The 19,315-nt window shown below is 63.4% G+C and carries 15 protein-coding genes; 11 read left to right on the top strand and 4 right to left on the bottom strand.

Features of this window, described 5'->3' with window-relative positions; translation table 11 throughout:
* Positions 1-157 precede the first annotated feature (157 nt).
* The 9 genes from A9K65_RS16670 to A9K65_RS16630 all read left to right on the top strand — a co-directional run bounded on the left by A9K65_RS16670 (position 158) and on the right by A9K65_RS16630 (position 14,987).
* Entirely contained in the window at positions 158-5,656 is a 5,499-nt protein-coding gene (locus A9K65_RS16670) for an alpha-2-macroglobulin family protein (RefSeq protein WP_064993860.1), read from the top strand.
* A 174-nt stretch (positions 5,657-5,830) separates the two neighbouring features.
* A complete protein-coding gene (gene pbpC / locus A9K65_RS16665; RefSeq protein ID WP_064993861.1) occupies positions 5,831-7,912 on the top strand; it encodes a penicillin-binding protein 1C in 2,082 nt (693 codons plus the stop codon).
* Positions 7,913-8,117: 205 nt separating this feature from the next.
* A complete protein-coding gene (locus A9K65_RS16660) occupies positions 8,118-8,876 on the top strand; it encodes a M15 family metallopeptidase (protein WP_245321824.1) in 759 nt (252 codons plus the stop codon).
* Positions 8,877-9,096: 220 nt separating this feature from the next.
* Positions 9,097-10,122: a sulfate ABC transporter substrate-binding protein gene (locus A9K65_RS16655; protein WP_013530876.1), complete on the top strand. Its 1,026-nt coding sequence runs from the start codon at positions 9,097-9,099 to the stop codon at positions 10,120-10,122.
* 21 nt (positions 10,123-10,143) lie between these two features.
* Positions 10,144-10,995 (top strand): sulfate ABC transporter permease subunit CysT, encoded by an 852-nt coding sequence (gene cysT / locus A9K65_RS16650; RefSeq protein WP_013530875.1) that lies wholly within the window; start codon positions 10,144-10,146, stop codon positions 10,993-10,995.
* Positions 10,988-11,872, top strand: coding sequence for a sulfate ABC transporter permease subunit CysW (cysW, locus tag A9K65_RS16645; RefSeq protein ID WP_013530874.1), 885 nt, complete (start codon positions 10,988-10,990; stop codon positions 11,870-11,872). Before cysT ends, cysW begins: the two co-directional genes overlap by 8 nt.
* A gap of 13 nt (positions 11,873-11,885) precedes the next feature.
* On the top strand, positions 11,886-12,926 hold the full coding sequence (locus A9K65_RS16640; RefSeq protein ID WP_013530873.1) for a sulfate/molybdate ABC transporter ATP-binding protein: 1,041 nt from the start codon (positions 11,886-11,888) through the stop codon (positions 12,924-12,926).
* A 368-nt stretch (positions 12,927-13,294) separates the two neighbouring features.
* A complete protein-coding gene (locus A9K65_RS16635; protein WP_013530872.1) occupies positions 13,295-14,281 on the top strand; it encodes a sulfate ABC transporter substrate-binding protein in 987 nt (328 codons plus the stop codon).
* Between the two features lie 256 nt (positions 14,282-14,537).
* Positions 14,538-14,987 carry an Rrf2 family transcriptional regulator gene (locus tag A9K65_RS16630; RefSeq protein WP_013530871.1) on the top strand — a complete coding sequence of 150 codons (450 nt, stop codon included), beginning with the start codon at positions 14,538-14,540 and terminating at the stop codon, positions 14,985-14,987.
* A gap of 114 nt (positions 14,988-15,101) precedes the next feature.
* Here the strand turns inward: A9K65_RS16630 and A9K65_RS36000 are convergent, their stop codons facing one another.
* From A9K65_RS36000 to A9K65_RS16620, 3 genes are read right to left on the bottom strand one after another with little or no spacing between them, the layout of a single operon-like run.
* On the bottom strand, positions 15,102-15,602 hold the full coding sequence (locus A9K65_RS36000) for a hypothetical protein (RefSeq protein ID WP_245321822.1): 501 nt from the start codon (positions 15,600-15,602) through the stop codon (positions 15,102-15,104).
* Positions 15,569-15,967 (bottom strand): NAD(P)H-binding protein, encoded by a 399-nt coding sequence (locus A9K65_RS35995; protein WP_245321821.1) that lies wholly within the window; start codon positions 15,965-15,967, stop codon positions 15,569-15,571. Before A9K65_RS35995 ends, A9K65_RS36000 begins: the two co-directional genes overlap by 34 nt.
* Positions 15,968-16,010: 43 nt before the next feature.
* Positions 16,011-16,433, bottom strand: coding sequence for a DoxX family protein (locus A9K65_RS16620; protein WP_027160687.1), 423 nt, complete (start codon positions 16,431-16,433; stop codon positions 16,011-16,013).
* Positions 16,434-16,551: 118 nt separating this feature from the next.
* Here A9K65_RS16620 and A9K65_RS16615 point away from each other — a divergent pair, with 118 nt between their 5' ends.
* Positions 16,552-17,457 (top strand): LysR family transcriptional regulator, encoded by a 906-nt coding sequence (locus A9K65_RS16615; protein ID WP_064993862.1) that lies wholly within the window; start codon positions 16,552-16,554, stop codon positions 17,455-17,457.
* 164 nt (positions 17,458-17,621) lie between these two features.
* Positions 17,622-18,773 carry a hypothetical protein gene (locus A9K65_RS16610; protein ID WP_064993863.1) on the top strand — a complete coding sequence of 384 codons (1,152 nt, stop codon included), beginning with the start codon at positions 17,622-17,624 and terminating at the stop codon, positions 18,771-18,773.
* Here the strand turns inward: A9K65_RS16610 and A9K65_RS16605 are convergent.
* On the bottom strand, positions 18,768-19,313 hold the full coding sequence (locus A9K65_RS16605; RefSeq protein WP_064993864.1) for a gluconokinase: 546 nt from the start codon (positions 19,311-19,313) through the stop codon (positions 18,768-18,770). The two genes, A9K65_RS16610 and A9K65_RS16605, sit on opposite strands and share 6 nt — an antisense overlap.
* Positions 19,314-19,315 lie beyond the last annotated feature (2 nt).

Below are 19,315 nucleotides of genomic sequence, written 5' to 3'. Positions count from 1 at the left end.
GCCGCAAGAAAGCGTGATCCCCTGTCCTATGGAGGTACTACCGGTCATCGATCGGAAAGGAAACCGTTGGCAGGCGGACCCCTGCCGCGTCCTTGTGTTGACAAGCCTGACTGAAGCTTGATCATGCCCGGACGTCAGCTGTGTCTGGAGGGGTGTTATGGCAATGCGCGCGGCTCGTGGTCTTTCGATTCTGATTCTCCTGTTTTTTGCCTGGGCCAATGTCCTGGCCTGGAGCAGCGTCGCGCAAGCGGCCGAGGCCCGGCGTATCGCGACAACGGACAATTCCGATTATTTCGGTTTTGATCTCAGGTCCGACCAGAATGTGACAATCGACCAGTGCAAGACGACATGCCTGGGAGACCCGGCCTGCCGTGCCTTCACCTACAATAAAAAAGCCAAATGGTGCTTCCTCAAATCCGACTACAACCAGTTGAAAACCTTCAATGGCGCGGTCGCCGGCAAGGTCGTCAACATCGATGGCGATCCTGATATCGGCGCGCCGCCGGAACTCGCCTTCTTCCCCAACTGGATGGCCGACCAGGCCCAGCAATACCGCAACAAGCTGCTCGGCCCGGCCTATGACAAGCCGACAGAAGGCATGGCTGCCTTGCTGAGTGCCGCCGAACAGGCCGTGCTGACCGGCGACCACCGCTCCGCCATGCTGAAATACGAGGCCGCTGTCTCGGTACTGCCCGATGATGGCCAGCTCTGGCTCAACCTGGCGCGTGAAACGCTGGCCGTGCAGCCCGCCGCCAGCACATCCGAAGCTTCCACTTTGCCGACGAACGGCACTTCGGCCGCATTCAACGCCTATAAACTACTGCGCACCACCAAGACGCGCGCCGAAGTGCTGGCGCTGCTCGGCAACGGCCTCGACAAGCGCGATCTCTACCGGCCGGCGCTACAGGCCTATGAGGCGAGCCTTGCCCTGAACCCGTCGCCGGCGGTCCAGGCCGACTATGCCGATCTGAAGGCGCGCAAGGGTTTCCGCGTTATCGACCACACCATCGACGCCGACACCAGCGCGCCGCGCATCTGCGCGCAATTCTCCGAGGATCTGGTCAAGACCGGCGTCGATTACGCGCAATTCGTCACTGTCGACAATGCACCGCCCAAGGGCGTCGAGGCCAAGGACAAGCAGATCTGCGTCGAAGGGCTGGAGCATGGCCAGCACTACGACGTCACCTTCCGCGCCGGCCTGCCGGCGGCAATCGGCGAAGTGACCGCGGCTCCCGTGGTGCTGTCGATCTATGTGCAGGACCGCGCACCGTCCGCCCGCTTCACTGGCGACAGCTTCGTGCTGCCGGCCGGCGCGCGCCGCGGTATTCCGATCGTTACCGTCAACATGAACGCCGCCGAGATGAAGCTCTATCGCATCGGCGATCGTTCGCTGGCACAGCTTCTGTCGGGCTACCAGTTCCTGCACCAGCTGGACGGCTATGACATCTCCAACATTTCCGAGCAGATGGGCGCGCCGGTCTGGCAAGGCCAGCTCGACATCGCCAATGACCTCAACAAGGAGGTCACCACCTCCTTCCCAGTCGACGAGGCGGTGCCGCAGCGCAAGCCCGGCGTCTACGTGCTGACCGCCCAGGCCGTCAACGACAAGAGCGACGACTACAACTCGATGGCCACGCAATGGTTCGTCGTCTCCGACATCGGCCTGTCGACCTATACCGGTCAGGACGGGCTGAACGTCTTTGCCCGTTCGCTGGGCAGCGCCAAGCCGATCGCCGGCGCCGAACTGACGCTGGTCGCCAGGAACAATGAGGTTCTGGGCACGGCGACGTCGGATGCCGACGGCCATGCCGTCTTCAACCCCGGCCTGACGCGCGGCGACGGCGGCATGGTGCCGGCCGTGCTGATGGCCAAGCAGGGCGACAATGACTTCGTCTTCCTCGACATGGGCCGGGCCGGCTTCGACCTGTCCGACCGCGGCGTCACCGGGCGCGCGGCGCCAGGTGCGCTCGACGTCTATGCCTGGACCGAACGCGGTATCTACCGCGCCGGCGAGGATGTTCATGTCGCCGCACTTGCTCGCGACGGCGCCGCCAAGGCGGTCGAAAACCTGCCGTTGACCTTCATCTTCTCGCGCCCCGACGGCGTCGAGGACCGCCGTATCGTCAGCGACGGCGCATCAGCCGGCGGCCATGCCGTCGACCTGCCGCTCGCCCCCAACGCCATGCGCGGCACCTGGTCGGTGTCGATCTACACCGATCCCAAGCAGCCCGCGGTGGCCAGCCAGATGTTCCTGGTCGAGGATTTCGTGCCGGATCGCATCGAATTCGACATGAAGGCCGACAAGCAGGAAATCGCCCAGGGCGAAACCGCCAACATCGACATTGACGGCCGCTTCCTCTATGGCGCGCCGGCAGCAGGCTTGGTGCTGGAAGGCGAGCTGACGCTGTCGACGTCGCGCGACTGGGACCGTTTCCAGGGCTTTTCCTTCGGTCTCGCCGACGAGCAGTCGGCCGAACCCACGGTCACCCCCCTCGCCGATCTGCCGGTGGTTGGCGATGACGGCAAGGTGACCTTCCCGGTCTCCGTCGACCAACTGCCCTCGACCACCAAGCTGGTCGACGCCAAGGTGACGGTCAGGATGCGTGAAACCGGCGGCCGCGCCATCGAGCGCTCGCTCAACATCGGCATCCGCCCGCAGGGCCATATGATCGGCATTCGTCCGGATTTCGCCGACAATGAAGTGCCGCAGGGCGGCACGGCCAAGTTCAGCCTGATCGCCGTCGATCCCGACGGCAAGCGTGAGGCGCTGAAAGGCGCGCAATGGACGCTGGTCAAGGTCGAACGCAATTACCAGTGGTACCGCTCCAACAATTCGTGGAATTACGAGCCGGTGACCTTCACCAAGTCGATCGCCAACGGCCAGGTCGACCTCAACGCCGACGGCGACGCAACGGTCTCCGTGCCGGTCGATTGGGGTCAGTACAGGCTCGAGGTTGAAACCGCCGATCCCGAAGGACCGGCGACCAGCTACGAGTTCGACGCCGGCTGGTATGTCTCCTCGACCACCACCGAAACGCCTGACGGCCTCGAAATCGCCCTCGACAAGGACAATTATGCCGCCGGCGAAGTGGCCAAGCTGAAAATCTCGCCGCATTTTGCCGGCGAACTCTTGATCAACATCGGCTCCGACAAGCTGTTGAAGACCATCACGGCGTCAGTGCCGGCCGGCGGCAGCACCGTCGACATTCCGGTCGGCGACGACTGGGGCGCCGGCGCCTATGTCACTGCAACCCTGTTCCGGCCGGGCGATGCGCAGGAGACGCGCATGCCGGCCCGCGCCATCGGCGTGAAATGGCTGAAGGTCGATCCGGGTTCGAAGAAGCTCGCCATCACCTTGACGCCACCGGACAAGACCATGCCGCGCCAGCAGCTGTGGATCCCGGTTTCGGTCGCCGGCGTGCAGCCGGGCAGCAACGCCTATGTCATGGTTGCCGCCGTCGATGTCGGCATCCTCAACCTGACCAACTACAAGGCGCCGGATCCGGAGAACTGGTTCTTCGGCCAGCGCATGCTGGGTATGGAAATCCGCGACATCTACGGTCGCCTGATCGACGGTTCTCTGGGCAACGCCGGCAAGCTCAGGACCGGCGGCGACGGCGCCAACATGCAGGCGCAAGGCAGCCCGCCGACCGAAAAGCTGGTCGCCTTCTTCTCCGGCGTCGCCGAGCTTGACGCCGACGGCAAGGCGCGGGTCGGCTTCGACATCCCGCAGTTCAACGGCACCGTGCGCGTCATGGCCGTCGCCTGGACCAAGGACGCGGTCGGCCACGCCCAGTCCGACGTGATCGTGCGCGATCCCGTGGTCATCACCGCCGGCCTGCCGCGCTTCCTGGCGCCTGGTGACGCCGCCGTTATGCGCCTCGACGTCGCCGACACCGATGGTCCGGCCGGCGACTATGCGTTCTCGATCGAAACGACGGGCGACCTGTCGACGGGCGACAAGCCCCTGCCCCAGAAGCTGACGCTCGCCCATGGCAAGCGCCAGACGCTGACCGTGCCGCTGATCGCTCAGACGGCCGGCAATGCCTCGCTCACCATCAAGCTTGCCCATGCCGACGGCACCAAGGTCGAGCAGACGCTCTATGTGCCGGTGCGCCCGGCGCAATTACCGGTCACCACCCGCCTGGTGGTCGACCTCAAGGGCGATGGCGGCGCGCTTCGCGTCGACAAGGAGCTGCTCGCGGCAAGCCTGCTCGACGGCGCCTCTGTCAGCGTCGGCGTTTCGCAGGCTGCCGCCTTCGACGTGCCTTCGCTGCTGATGACGCTCGACCGCTACCCCTATGGGTGCGCCGAGCAGACCACCAGCCGCGCCATGCCGCTTCTCTACGTCAATGAATTGGCGTCCGGCATCGGCATGGCCAGCGATCCCGATATCCATGGCCGCATCCAGGACGCCATCTACAAGGTTCTGAGCTACCAGGCCTCGGGCGGCAGCTTCGGCCTGTGGGGCCCGGGCTCCGGCGATCTGTGGCTCGATGCCTATGTCACCGACTTCCTGACCAGGGCACGCGAGCAGAAATACGACGTGCCGAGCCTGGCCATGAACCAGGCGCTCAGCAACCTGCAGAACTCACTCGGCTACGACCAGAGCGTCCAGGACCGGGGCAGCGAGATCGCCTACGCCCTCTACGTTCTGGCCCGCAACAAGAAGGCCTCGATCGGCGACCTGCGCTACTATGCGGACACGCAGCTCGAAGCTTTTTCCAGCCCGATGGCCGTTGCCCAGCTGGCGGCAAGCCTGGCGCTCTACGGCGATACACCGCGTGCGGAATCGACGTTCAAGACTGCCCTGCAGTTGGCCAAGTCGACCACCGACTACGACTACTACCGCTCCGACTACGGTTCGCGGCTGCGTGATGGCGCGGCGATGCTGGCGTTGGCGGCGGAATCCAAGCCGGTACCGACAATCGTGCCGGAGCTGATCAAGCTGGTGACCAGGGAACGCGCCGAAGCCCGCTGGACCAGCACCCAGGACGAATCCTGGATGCTGCTGGCGGCCCGCGCGCTGAAAGAAGGCAATGATACGATCACGCTGACCGTCAATGGCGCGGCGCATTCCGGCGGCTACTCCAACCAGGTCGAAGGCTCTGACCTTGTCGACAGCCCGCTGACCATCGCCAACACCGGCAAGACCCCGCTGCAGGCCGTCGTCACCACGGTGGCGTCGCCGGTCCAGCCGCTGCCGGCCGGCGGCGACGGCTTCACCATCAGCCGCACTTACTACAAGCTCGACGGCACCGAAGCCAATGTCACCGAGGCGACTCAGAACGAACGCTATGTCGTCGTGCTCAAGGTCAACGAGCAGAACACATGGCCGTCGCGCCTGCTGGTCACCGACCTGTTGCCGGCCGGCTTCGAGATCGACAATCCCGGCCTGGTCTCCAGCGCCCAGTTGACGAACTTCTCGTGGCTTGCGCAGACCGATGCGGCCCATCTCGAATTCCGCGACGACCGTTTCGTCGCGGCATTCAACCCGGCCGACGGCGACCACGACCACAATCTGACCCTCGCCTATGTCGTGCGCGCCGTGACGCCGGGTACCTATGCGCACCCCGCGGCAACGGTGGAAGACATGTATCGGCCGCAATACTCGGCCCGCACCGCCACCGGCATGATGGAGATCAAGGCGCCGTAAGGCGCTGATGGTGATGGACGCGATGAGCAAAGTGCCCCCTCACCCGCCCTCCGCTTCGCTCGGTCGACCTCTCCCCGAGGGGAGAGGAGACGGCCAGCGCTGGCGCCAGTCTCTTCTCCCCACCGGAGAGAAGGCGGCCGCGAAGCGGCCGGATGAGGGGGCATCTTTACTGCCATGAAGATGCTTCGCAAATTCGCTGTTGGAGCGGCAGGGTGCGCCGGCATCCTCGCCCTTTCCGCCGCGTCCCTCTGGGAACTCGACCGCGCCTTCCCGCCCCCGCTTCCAGCCGAACTCACGGTCTCCACCGAAGTCCAGGACCGCGACGGCCAGTTGTTGCGCGCCTTCGCCACGCCGGACGGCTACTGGCGGCTCGAAACCCGGCTCGACCAGGTCGACAAGCAATTCGTCGACATGCTGGTCACCTATGAAGACAAACGTTTCTGGGACCATGAGGGCGTCGACGTGCTGGCGCTGGCGCGCGCCGCCGGCCAGTTCGCCACCAGCGGCCACATCGTTTCCGGCGGCTCGACGCTTTCGATGCAGCTTGCCCGGCTGATCGAGCCGCGCGAAAGCCGCAGCCTCGGCTCCAAGATCAAGCAGATGCTGCGCGCCATCCAGATCGAACGGCGGCTGTCGAAACGCGAAATCCTCGAACGCTACCTGACGCTGGCGCCCTATGGCGGCAATCTGGAAGGCGTGCGCGCCGCCTCGCTGGCCTATTTCGGCAAGGAGCCGAAACGGCTCACCGTTTCCGAATCCGCCCTGCTCGTCGCTCTGCCGCAGCTGCCGGAAAAGCGGCGGCCCGACCGCAATTTGAAGATTGCCCACGCCGCCCGCGACCGGGTGCTGACCCGCATGGTCTCCTCCGGACTGCTCGGCGAGCGCGAGGCCGCGCGTGCCGCCCTCGACGATGTGTCGGGCCTGCGCCGTACCCTGCCGGCCCTCGCTGCGCACGCAGCCTATGCGATGCTGCCCAAGGCCGTCCCCGGCCAGCCCTTGCAACTGACGATCCGCAAGAGCGTCCAGGAAGGGTTGGAACAGGTGGCGAGGGACGCCGCCACCAAGCTCGGCCCTCGCCTGTCGGTCGCCATGGTGCTGGCCGATTCCCGCACCGGCGACATTCTCGGCGAAGTCGGCTCGGCCAATTTCTTCGACGCCAGCCGCTCCGGCTGGATCGACATGACAAAGATCGTCCGCTCGCCCGGCTCGACGCTGAAGCCGTTCATCTACGGTCTTGCCTTCGAACAGGGCCTGGTGGCGCAGGAGACGCTGATCGATGACAGCCCTGTCGATTTCTCCGGCTACCGGCCGAAGAATTTCGACATGGGCTACCAGGGCGATGTCAGCATCCGGCAAGCGCTGCAACTGTCGCTCAACGTGCCGGCGATCCGCGTGCTCGACGCGGTCGGGCCAACGCGGCTGATGGCGCGCTTCCGCCAGGCCGGCGTCAGCCCCATACTGCCGGTCAACGAGGCGCCGGGCCTGGCCATCGGCCTTGGCGGCGTAGGCGTCACGCTGCGCGACCTCGTCCAGCTCTACACAGGGCTCGCCAATGGCGGCAAGACGCACACGCTGCATGACGGCACCGAGCCGGCCAATGCCGAGCGCACCAGCGCCACCATCCTCGACGGTCAGGCCAACTGGCGGATCATCGACATACTGTCGGGCGTCAAGCCGCCCGAGGGTGCCCTGCAGCGCGGCATTGCCTACAAGACCGGCACGTCCTACGGCTACCGCGACGCGTGGTCGGTCGGCTTCGACGGCCGCTATGTGCTCGGTGTCTGGGTCGGCCGTCCCGACGCCGGCGCGGTGCCCGGACTGTCCGGTTATGTCTCGGCCGCTCCCATCCTGTTCGACGGTTTTGTCCGCTCGGGCCTGGCCGCCGTCCCCTTGCCGGGCAAGCCGCCCGGACTGTTCAGCCCCAGGCGCGAGGACCTGCCGGTGACGCTCGCCCGCTTCGGCGCCGGAGCGGACGGCCTGGTGCAGGCGACAGTGACCGAACCCGCACCGACCATCATCTTCCCGCCCGACGGCGCCCGCGTCGATCTCGGCACCAATTCGGTCGACGCCTCGCCGCTGGTGCTGAAACTGCAAGGCGGCCGTGCGCCGTTCCGCTGGCTGGCCAACGGCAAGCCGCTGGTGGGCATCGACCGTCGCCGCACCGCGACCTGGCAGCCCGACGGCGCCGGCTATTCGACGCTGACCGTCATCGACGCCGCGGGACGTGCGGCGAGCGTGAAGGTGTTTGTCGAATAGACGGCTGCAAGCGATTCGTGGAATTGGCTTTCCACAGGCTCAGCGGATAGCAGGATACTCACCCATGCCTGTTCCGAGGCACCCCCCTCTGGCCTGCCGGCGATCTCCCCCGCAAGGAGGGCGATCGGATGTCCTTGCCGCTTTCGACAATTATCAATGGTGGAGCAGGACGCCAAAGCTGCCAATCTCCCCCCTTGCGGGGGAGATGCCTGGCAAGGCAGAGGGGGGTGCCTCGCGCGATCCTTTCCTGTCGGCAGCCTCAGCACTGGCAGCAACAATCCTTGTCACGGCAATCACCTTCCCTGCTCTCGCTGACCCACTCCCCGCCGGCTTTGTCCGGCTCGCCGATGTCGACCCCTCGATCCGCCAGGACATCCGCTACGCCGGATCGGATAATTTTCTGCACCGCAAGGTGAACGGCTATGGCGCCCCGGTCTGCATCCTCACCGAGGATGCGGCGAAGGCACTCTCCGCTGTCCAGAAAGCGATCGCGGCCAAACGCCTGACCCTGGTGGTGTTCGATTGCTACCGCCCTGCCCGCGCCGTCGCCGACATGGGCGAATGGACAAAACAGGGCGGGCCGCCCGATCCGCAATGGTATCCGGAGGTCAGGCGCAGCGACCTGATCGCCAAGGGCTGTATCGGAGAGTTGTCGACTCATTCACGTGGCTCGACCGTCGACGTCGCCGTCGCCCGGATGGACCGCAGGTCCAGCCCGAACCCGGCCTGCGGCACCGGGGATGCCGACACGCTCGATTTCGGTACCGGTTTCGACTGCTTTGATTCAATGAGCGAAACCGCATACCGCGGCCCTGCCAGTGAAGCGGCGGCAAATCGCAAGATGCTTGTCGAAGCCATGCGCGCCGGCGGCTTCAAGAACTATGCAAGGGAATGGTGGCACTTCACGCTGAAAAGCGAACCGTTCGCCAAACAGCGTTTCGACTTTCCCATCACCGCCGATTGAGGCACCGGATCAAATTCCACACCTTGCCTCGGCACTACCCATTGCTAGATAGGCTGAGTGGCAGGGCCATGGATTCTTCCTTTGGCCGCAAGAGGAAAATATTTCTCCAAAGGACGAAATGGCGCCGAACATTTTCTCAAGAGGGGCAAAAAAGGCAACATTGAATGCATCTAATTTCTACCAATTCGGTAGATTTGGCGCGGGTTCAACGGAGGCAGAAATGACCAAACCTCATTTCAGGAAACTGCTCGGCGCACTGGTCGCCACATCTGTCCAGTTCGGCACGCTCGGTTTCGCGTTTGCCGATACCACCATTCTCAACGTCTCCTACGATCCGACACGCGAGCTCTACAAGGCCTATGACGAAGCTTTTGTCGCCCATTGGAAGGCCGAGACCGGAGAGACGGTCACCGTCCAGCAGTCGCATGGCGGATCGGGCGCCCAGGCCCGCGCCGTGATCGACGGCCTCGACGCCGATGTGGTGACGCTGGCACTCGAAGGCGACATCAATGCCATCGTCTCGAAGTCGAAGAAGATCAATCCGGACTGGCGCACCAAATTCGAAAACAATTCGGCGCCCTACACCTCGACCATCATCTTCCTCGTGCGCAAGGGCAATCCCAAGGGCATTCACGACTGGAGCGACCTCGTCAAGGACGGTGTCCAGGTGATCACGCCCAATCCCAAGACGTCCGGCGGCGCGCGCTGGAACTATCTCGCCGCATGGGCCTACGCCAACGCCAATGACGGCGGCGACGAGACCAAGACCAAGGAGTTCGTCGGCAAGCTCTACGCCAATGCCCCGGTGCTCGACACCGGCGCGCGCGGCTCGACCGTGACCTTCGCGCAAAAGGGTCTCGGCGATGTGCTTATCGCCTGGGAAAACGAGGCCTATCTGGCGCTCGACGAGTTCGGTGCCGACAATTTCGACATTGTCTACCCGCCGACCTCCATCCTGGCAGAACCGCCGGTGGCGGTGGTCGACGCCAATGTCGATGCCAAGGGCACGCGCAAGATCGCCGAAGCCTATCTGAGCTGGCTCTATTCCAAGGAAGCGCAGACGATCATCGCCAAGAACCATTATCGTCCTGCCAAGCCCGATCTGGTGCCGGCCGAGGACCTCGCCAAGCTGCCGCCGATCAAACTTGTAACCATCGACGATCCACAGTTTGGTGGCTGGAAAAAAGCACAGCCTTATCATTTCGGCGATGGTGGTATATTCGACCAGATCTACAAGCCCCAGTAAGCAGTCGATATTCAGGACGACATGACCACAGCACCCGCCCAAGCGGGGTGGCGATTCAGGCAGCCGAGCGTCATTCCGGGTTTCGGATTGACGCTCGGCTTCTCGCTTGCCTACCTCACCCTCATCATTCTCATCCCGCTATCCGGGCTACTCTGGCGCTCGGCCGCCCTTGGCTGGCCTGAATTCTGGGCGATCGCCACCGATCGCCGCACCATCAATGCGCTGAGAATCAGCTTCGGCACTGCCTTCGTCGCGGCTGCTGTCAACGTCGTCTTCGGCACGCTGGTCGCATGGGTGCTGGTGCGTTACCGCTTCCCCGGCCGCCGCATCGTCGATGCCATGGTCGATCTGCCCTTCGCCTTGCCGACGGCTGTGGCCGGCATCGCGCTGACCACGCTCTACGCGCCGAACGGCTGGATCGGCAAATTGCTGATGCCGCTCGGCATCAAGGTCGCCTATACCCCGCTGGGTATCGTCATCGCGCTGATCTTCATCGGCCTGCCCTTCGTCGTGCGCACCGTGCAGCCGATCATGGAGGAGATCGACAAGGAAGTGGAGGAAGCCGCGGCCACCCTTGGCGCCAATCGTTTCCAGATCATCACCCGCATCCTGTTTCCGGGCCTGGCGCCGGCCATCGTCACCGGCTTCGCGCTCGCCTTCGCGCGCGGCGTCGGCGAATACGGCTCGGTCATCTTCATCGCCGGCAACTTGCCCTACAAATCAGAGATCGCGCCGCTGCTGATCGTCATCCGGCTGGAGGAATACAATTACCCGGCGGCAACCGCGATTGCGGCGATCATGCTCGCTCTGTCATTCATCATGCTTTTGGTCGTCAATCTCGCACAGTCGTGGAGCCGCAAGCGCTATGGCTGATCCGGAGATCAAATCTTACGAACCGCACCATGAAAGCCAGTCGGCGGCGGTCACGGAAAGCCGCCCGGCGCGTCTGGCCCTGATGGCCGTCGCCTTTGCCTTCCTCGGCATTTTCCTGCTCTTGCCGCTGATCATCGTCTTCAACGAAGCCTTCGCCAAGGGCATCGGTGCCTACACCGAAGCGCTCGGCAATCCCGACACACGCTCGGCGATCCGGCTGACGCTGCTGGTCGCCGCGATCTCGGTACCGCTCAACATTGTGTTCGGCATCTCCGCCGCCTGGGCGATCGCCAAGTTCGAGTTCAAGGGCAAGGCCTTCCTGACCACGCTGATCGACCTTCCCTTCTCGGTCTCCCCGGTCATATCGGGCCTCGTCTATGTGCTTCTATTCGGCGCCCAGGGGCTGCTCGGCACCTGGCTGAAAGCGCACGGCATCGTCATCCTGTTTGCCGTGCCGGGCATCGTGCTGGCCACAATCTTCGTCACCTTCCCCTTCGTCGCCCGCGAGTTGATCCCGCTGATGCAGGAGCAAGGCAATGGCGACGAGGAGGCAGCGCTTTCGCTTGGCGCCAATGGTTGGCAGACCTTCTGGTACGTGACCTTGCCCAACGTCAAATGGGGGCTGCTCTACGGCGTGCTCCTGTGCAATGCGCGCGCCATGGGCGAGTTCGGCGCAGTCTCGGTGGTGTCGGGCCATATACGCGGCCTGACCAACACCATGCCGCTGCATGTCGAAATCCTCTATAACGAGTACAACGCCGTCGGCGCCTTCGCCGTCGCTTCATTGCTTGCGGGCCTGGCGCTCGTCACGCTGGTCTTGAAAACACTTCTCGAGATGCGCTACGGCGCCGAGATCGCCGCGACGCGCGGACACTGACAGAGGGATTTGCATGGAAGTTCGCGTTGCCAACGTGCGCAAGGAGTTTGACCGGTTTCCGGCCCTCCACGACGTGTCGCTCGATATCAAGTCGGGCGAACTGATCGCGTTGCTGGGGCCGTCCGGCTCCGGCAAGACGACGCTGCTCAGGCTGATCGCCGGACTGGAGCGGCCGACGCGCGGAAACATCTTCTTCGGCGACGAGGACGCCTCGCACAAGTCGATCCAGGATCGCAATGTCGGCTTTGTCTTCCAGCACTATGCGCTGTTCCGGCACATGACGGTGGCCGACAATATCGGCTTCGGCCTGAAGGTCCGGCACGGGCCGTCGCGCCCGCCGGCGCAGGAGATCCGCCGCCGCGCCTCCGAGCTTCTAGACCTTGTCCAGCTGTCGGGGCTGGAAAAGCGCTATCCGGCGCAGCTTTCCGGCGGCCAGCGGCAGCGCGTGGCGCTGGCGCGCGCCATGGCCATCGAACCCAAGGTGCTGCTGCTCGACGAACCGTTCGGCGCGCTTGACGCGCAGGTGCGCCGGGAATTGCGCCGCTGGCTGCGCGAAATCCATGACGCCACCGGCCACACCACCGTCTTCGTCACCCACGACCAGGAAGAGGCGCTGGAGCTTGCCGACCGCGTCGTGGTGATGAGCCAGGGTCGCATCGAGCAGGTCGGCACCGCCGACGACATCTACGACACGCCGAACTCGCCCTTCGTCTACGGCTTCATCGGTGAATCGAGCTCGCTTCCCGTCAAAGTCGAGAATGGCGAGATCTGGCTCGCCGACCGTCCGATCGGGCTTGCCGCGCCCAACGAGCCCTCGGGCGATGCGACGCTCTACTTCCGCCCGCACGATGTCGAATTGCTGGACGGCTGCAGCGGCTGCATCGCCGGCACGGTCGCCGCCAGCCGGCGCGTCGCCGGCACGCGCCGGGTCGAGCTTGAAATCGGTGGTGAGCGTCAGCGGGTCGAAATCGAGTTGCCGGTCGATCATCCCGCGGCGCAAAAAAGCCGGGTGGCGTTCCGCCCCGGCCGCTGGAAGCTTTTTCCGGCGGCTTGATTCTCGGCTCAAGCGCTACGCCAACCAGTTTTCGACCTTCAGATTCCTGATCCGGGTGAACTCTCCCGTGTTGGGCTGCGGTTGTTGCGAAACAGCTTCGCCTCCTTGGGCGGCGTTGAATGACGGTTCTGGGGCATGGCGGCAGCTCTTTGTATATGCCTTTTGTATATGCCATGCAGCACCGCAAACAAGGCGCAGAAAAACTCCGACGAAGGTAGCCATCTCCTGGAACAGAATTCCAACAGGTGCCAACTTAGGCGATATATTTTCCCACGACGAGGCCGCGAACCGACAGCGCATGCCTCGTCGCGCATGATACGTCACGGCTATGGTCCGACCATCAACGCATTGCATCGGAGCCTGTTTTCATGAAACGATTTTTCCTCGGGCTTGCCACCGTCGCCGGCCTGTTCCTTGCATCCTCCCAAGCCTGGTCGGCCGACAAACTGCTCAACGCATCCTATGATGTCGGCCGCGAACTGTTCGTGCAGGTCAACAAGGCTTTCATCGCCCAGCATCCGGGCGTCACCGTCGACCAGTCGCATGCCGGCACTTCGGCGCAGGCACGCGCCATCGCCGAGGGTCTTGGCGCCGACGTTGTTACCTTCAACCAGGTCATCGACATCGACTTCCTGGTCAAGAAGGGCCTCGTCTCGGCCGACTGGCAGAAGGATTTCCCTGACAATGCCTCGCCCTTCTATTCTCTGCCTTCGTTCCTTGTCCGCGCGGGCAACCCCAAGCACATCAAGGACTGGAACGATCTCGTGCGCGACGACGTGCAGGTGATCTTCCCAAACCCGAAAACATCCGGCAATGCGCGCTACACCTATCTGGCGGCCACCGCCTACGCCAAGGAAGCCTTCAAGGGCGATGACGCCAAGGTGAAAGAGTTCATCACCAAGCTGTTCAACAACGTGCCGATCTTCGACACCGGCGGCCGCGCCGCGACCACCACCTTCGTGCAGCGCGAGATCGGTGATGTGCTGATCACCTTCGAGTCGGAGACGCGCGGCATCCGCAAGGAGTATGGCGACGACAAGTTCGAGCAGGTTACGCCTTCGGTCAGCCTGCTGGCCGAATTCCCGGTCGCCATCGTCGACAAGGTTGCCGACGATCACGGCACGCGCGATCTGGCCAAGACCTATCTCGACTTCCTCTACACACCGGAGGGCCAGGACATCGCCGCCCGCAACGGCCTCAGAGCCCGCGACGCCGCTGTGGCGGCGAAATACAAGGCCGATTTCCCCGATGTCCGGCTGCTGACGGTGGAAGACGTTTTCGGCGGCTGGGACAAGGTGCAGAAAGAGCATTTCGCCGCCGGCGGCCTGCTCGACCAGACCTACGGCAGCCGCTGAGGCAGCGATACCTGCACAGCAGACGAAAAAGCCGGCGCGCTGCCGGCTTTTTTCGTTTTTGAACGCCGATAACCTGGTTATCAGCGGAATATCCGCGTTCTCAGTGCAAAACGTTACAAAGAATCAACGCGTTTGTGCCTAACGTGCAATTTGGTGGCTGTTTCGCGAAACATCATCGCGCGGCGAAGACGTCATTATTTGCACACAAACAGTCGCCAGATGCGAGTGGTTGGGGCTTTTATGGGTTGATCTGGGCATGCTGACAAAAAAAGGCAAATACGGCCTCAAGGCCCTCGTGCATCTGTCTGGCCTGCCGGCCGGCCAATTGGCCTTCGTCAATGACATCGCTGTGGCCAACAACATCCCGAAGAAATTCCTTGATGCCATTCTGGGCGAGTTGCGCAATGCCGGCTTCGTCCAGAGCCGCAAAGGCAAGGAAGGCGGCTACCGCCTTGCCCGGCCGGCTTCCGAAATCAAGATCGGCCATGTCGTGCGCGTGCTTGACGGGCCGCTGGCGCCGATCCCTTGCGCCAGCCGCACGCAGTATCAACGCTGCGAGGATTGCGACGAGGCGACCTGCCAGGTCCGCCACATGATGCTGGAGGTGCGGCAGGCAATCGCCGAAGTGCTGGACAATCGCAGCCTCGCCGCCATGCGCGATGCCGACAATGACGATTTCCCGGTCGAGCTGACGTCGCAGATCTAAACCACCGACTTCAAGCCGATCGCGTTCAGATAGAGATTCCTGCATTGAAGGAGAGGTTCTCCAAATCTCGGGTTGCGAAGCTCGAAATCACGGAGAACCTCATGCAGTTTTGGCCTATCCGTTCACAGACGCAGCCTCGAATACAGCGCGTGCGGACGTCGTACCCGCTACGTGCTCCGTACCCGCCACACCGAGGTCCATCCATCCCGCATTCACGGCCTCGAACATTTCTTCGGCAGGTCCGGAGTGACCCTTCGGGATGCCGAATTGCTCGAACGCTTCCGCCCACCCCGCACGCGGAATTGCAAAGGCTTTCACGGCGAGATTCAGGACTTCACCCAACTGCTCCGCGACTTCATCCGCGGTGACCATCGAACCGATCTCGACGATGCGCTGCCCTGACCACGTCGACCCGGTCAAAAGGGTTGCGACCTCTGCGCCGATGTCGTTCGTCGCAACCATGGTCGATTTCCGGTTTGTCGGATTGTAGTAGACCGGCAGCATTCCGCCCTGCGCGACCTGCAAGCCGTAGAGGAAATTTTCGAAGAATCCCCCCGCGCGCACAAATGCGGTTGGCGATGTCAGGCCGCGAAACCCTTGCTCCAGAAGCGACAAGCCGCGATCACCCCGTGCCCGCTTGTTCTGTTCGCACCCATCGACGAAAGCGCAACCACTCGCGGCGGCGCTGCCTTGGTCAAAGCCTCGACATAGCTAGCAATCACGCTCCTCGCTTCTTTGTAATCGGGCGACGGCGCCCAGATAGGGGGCAACATGACGAACGCGCCTTCGACGCCTTTGAGGGCTCGCTCGATGGCTGCCGAATCATTCCAGTCGCCGTCTACCAGTTCCACGCCCTGGTTCGCCCAATTGGCCGCCTTGTCGCGATTGCGGACGAGTGCGCGTACCTCCTTGCCGTGCGCCAGCAGATGCTCTGCCGTTGCGCCGCCAACTTTTCCCGTGATTCCCATTACTAGGAACATGTGTTTTCTCCTGATGTCGGGGGACAGAGCTGCCCCTGTTGGTTCAATGGATGAGCGGCAGAATGGCCCGGATACGGGGATCGCGGAGATAGAGGCCGCCCCAGGTCATCGCGCCCAGAAGCAGGGAGATGATTTCCGGCGGCGACCCCAACTCACCGATGCGGAGATGGGCGCAGATGGCACCTCCCAAAAAGCCCGTCACCAGGATCGCGCCGAGGACGGCGGTGACCGGGATGGCGTAGAGGATGGCGCAGGCGAGGATGATCGGACCCACGACACGGGTCAGGTCCATCGCAAACCCGGTTTCCTGCAACATGCTGGCGATCTGTGCCGGCGCGAAAAGCTGAACAGTGCCATCTGCCGTCAGGGCGATGACGACAAACGCGCTCATGATCCGGCCGGCCCACAGGGCGCGATGCAAGGTCATAATTTCCGGTGTCTGATGCAGGTTCACAGTTTCGGACACTTGTCATTCTCCGATGAGGAGATCCCATATTCGAAGCTTACTGTGCCTCTCAAATGTGATAAATGCCGAGAAAATGAACCAACTGTTCTCTTTTTGGGGAACAATCCGAGGCACGAAAATGCAGAATCTCGAACCCATCCTCATTTTCACAACGGTCGCGGAAATGGGGAGCTTCACCCGCGCGGCCGATAGCCTGGGCATCCAAAAGGGGAGAGCCTCAACGGCGGTCCGCAAGCTGGAAGAAGATGTGGGTGTCAGGCTTCTGCACCGGACGACGCGCAGCGTGCGGTTGACGGAGGACGGACGCGCATTTCATGCCCGCGCCCGCGATCTGCTTGCTGAAGTCGATGATCTGCACTCGATGTTCGCAGGCGACCGCGTGGCACTTCGCGGCCGTTTGCGGGTCGACCTTCCGACCGAAGTGGCGCGCACAACGATCGTACCGGCTTTGCCGGATTTCATGGCGGCTCACCCCGAGTTGGAGCTGGAGGTGTCGAGTACGGATCGGCAAGTCGATCTGGTTCAAGAGGGGTTCGATTGTGTATTGCGGCTTGGACCCATTCGCGACGAGACCCTGATTGCCCGCCCGTTGGGCCTGTTGCGCATGGCCAACGCAGCCAGTCCCGCCTATCTGGCGCGCCATGGCGTGCCTCGATCGCTGGAAGATCTCCAGCGTCAGGAACATAGGGCAATTCATTTTTCGACGCTGCTGGGCGCGCGGCCCTATGGATGGGAATATCCGGACGGCGACAGCTACGCGACGCTTCAGTTGCCAGGTGCGCTACACGTCAACAGCGCACAGACCTACGAAGCAGCGGCCCTCGCCGGCCTTGGCCTGATCCAGGCGCCACTCTTGGGCATTGGCCGATACTTGGAGAGTGGAGCGCTTGTCGAGATCCTACCCGATTTTCGTCGCCGGCCGCTCGCCGTGTCCCTCGTCGTCGCACATCGGAACAATCTATCGCGCCGAGTCCGCGCGTTCATGAAATGGATCGAAGATGTGCTGATGCCATATATGGAATAGCGATACGACTATCTTCGTCCGGCCTTCGAAATCAACACTTCGTAAGCGGCGCGCTTGTCTCAAGTCTAGGGCAAGCGAAATTTGCGGAAGTCTCGAGCGCGGACATGACCTTGCACGGCCCAAGCCGACGCAGTAAAGCGGGGTTCGAAGAACGGGCTGGACCGATGAGGCTGTGGTGGTTAGAAAAATCCCGCAAGGCCGCCCGCAAGCTGCCGTCGGCAGCCAGTTTCCGCACTGAAATCATCGCAGACGTCTTCGTCCCGGAACGGGCGGAGGATGTACGCTTCTTCAGCCGCAAGCTGGTTCGCCCTGGCCGGCTTCGCCGCTTTTCCAACAAGGATCTTCGCGAAGGCCTGCTGTCTATCTTCTATCTCGTGGTGGCGGCGGCACTGCCGGTGCGGTGGTGGGCGCCGATCTGCGGCCGCGTATCGAGGTTTCGCCTCAAGCGCCATGTGCGCAAGGAATTCCCGGCCTACGCTGCCGCCACGCTCGCGGTGCTGGGCGATGGTATCGATGCACGCAAGCTGTTCGAGGGATTGCTGGCAGCGCGCCACCGCCGCCGCTTGCAGCTCGCCGCTCATCTGGTGGCCGGCCGCTGGTCGCCGACGATCCGGCTGGAGGGGCTGGCGGGGCTGCGGTCGGCCTTGCAGCGCGGCCACGGCGCCATCCTCTGGTGCGATCAGTTCACCGCCCAGACCATCATCGGCAAGCGCGCGCTGTACGAGGCCGGTATCGAAGCGCATCAGGTGAGCGTCAACACCCACGGTATTTCCGAATCGGCGTTCGGCTTGCGTTTCCTCAATCCGCCGCTGATCGATGTCGAAAACCGGTTCCTGAAAAGCCGGGTCGTCTTTGGCCGCGACGACACCTATCAAGTCACCATCCGCATCCAGAAGATCCTGAAGCAGAATGGCGTGGTGACGATGACCAACACCGTCCATGCCGGCACGACCTTCACCGAGGCAGCCATGGGCGAAAGCGGCTGGACGCATCTCGCCTCGGCGCCGGCGAATTTTGCCGCCAGGGGCAGGACAGCCCTGTTTGCCATGTCGACCTTCGAAGTGGTTCCCTTCATCGAATACCGGGCCGTGCTCAGCCCCGAGCTGACGCCGGAGGCATCTGTCAGCCCGGCAACGGACATGGCCAGGGATGGCGCCAAGAACATGACTGTGCAGGCGCACTACATCCTGCTTAAGCGCGACCGCCTGCTGGAAGCGCTGAAGCTCTACCCCGAGCAGATGCTGACGTGGTCCCGCCGGCAGCGGCTGACCGAGGTCTCGGACAGCATCGGCATCGGAATGGATGAAGGCTCATGACCGGCGTATCAGGCGGACCGCGGCGGCGACGAGCTCACCGACCGGGCGTGTGGCATTGAGTTTCGAGGCGCGCTCATCCGCAGCCGGCGGCTCGAGGATGGCGAACTGGCTGTCGACCAGGCTCGCCGGCATGAAGTGCCCCTTGCGGCTGCCGACGCGCTCCCTGGCCGTACCAGGGTCGATCTCCAGATAGAGGAAGACGATTTCCGGGCAGAAGCCGCTCAGCCGGTCGCGGTAGCTGCGCTTCAGCGCCGAGCAGGCGGCGACCACGCCGTTGCCCTGCCCCACCGACGCGGCGATTCGCTCGCCGATCGCGTTGAGCCAGCCTTCGCGCAGCTGATCGGTAAGCGGCTCGCCGCTTGCCATGCGTGCGACGTTTTCCGGAGGATGCAGCCTGTCGCCCTCGATAAAGGTAACGCCCAGAGCGGCGGCAAGCCCAACGCCCACCGCCGACTTGCCGCAGCCGGCGACGCCCATAACCACGATGGCCGGCACCGAGCCGGGGGCGCTCGTCGGCGCCTGTGCTGCCGCTTCGTCCACTG

The sequence above is a fragment of the Mesorhizobium sp. WSM1497 genome (genome assembly GCF_001672455.2).
GTDB classification, from domain to species: Bacteria; Pseudomonadota; Alphaproteobacteria; order Rhizobiales; family Rhizobiaceae; genus Mesorhizobium; species Mesorhizobium ciceri.
The sequence above is the reverse complement of the archived record's forward strand: the minus strand, read 5'-3'. Positions and strand labels throughout refer to the sequence as shown.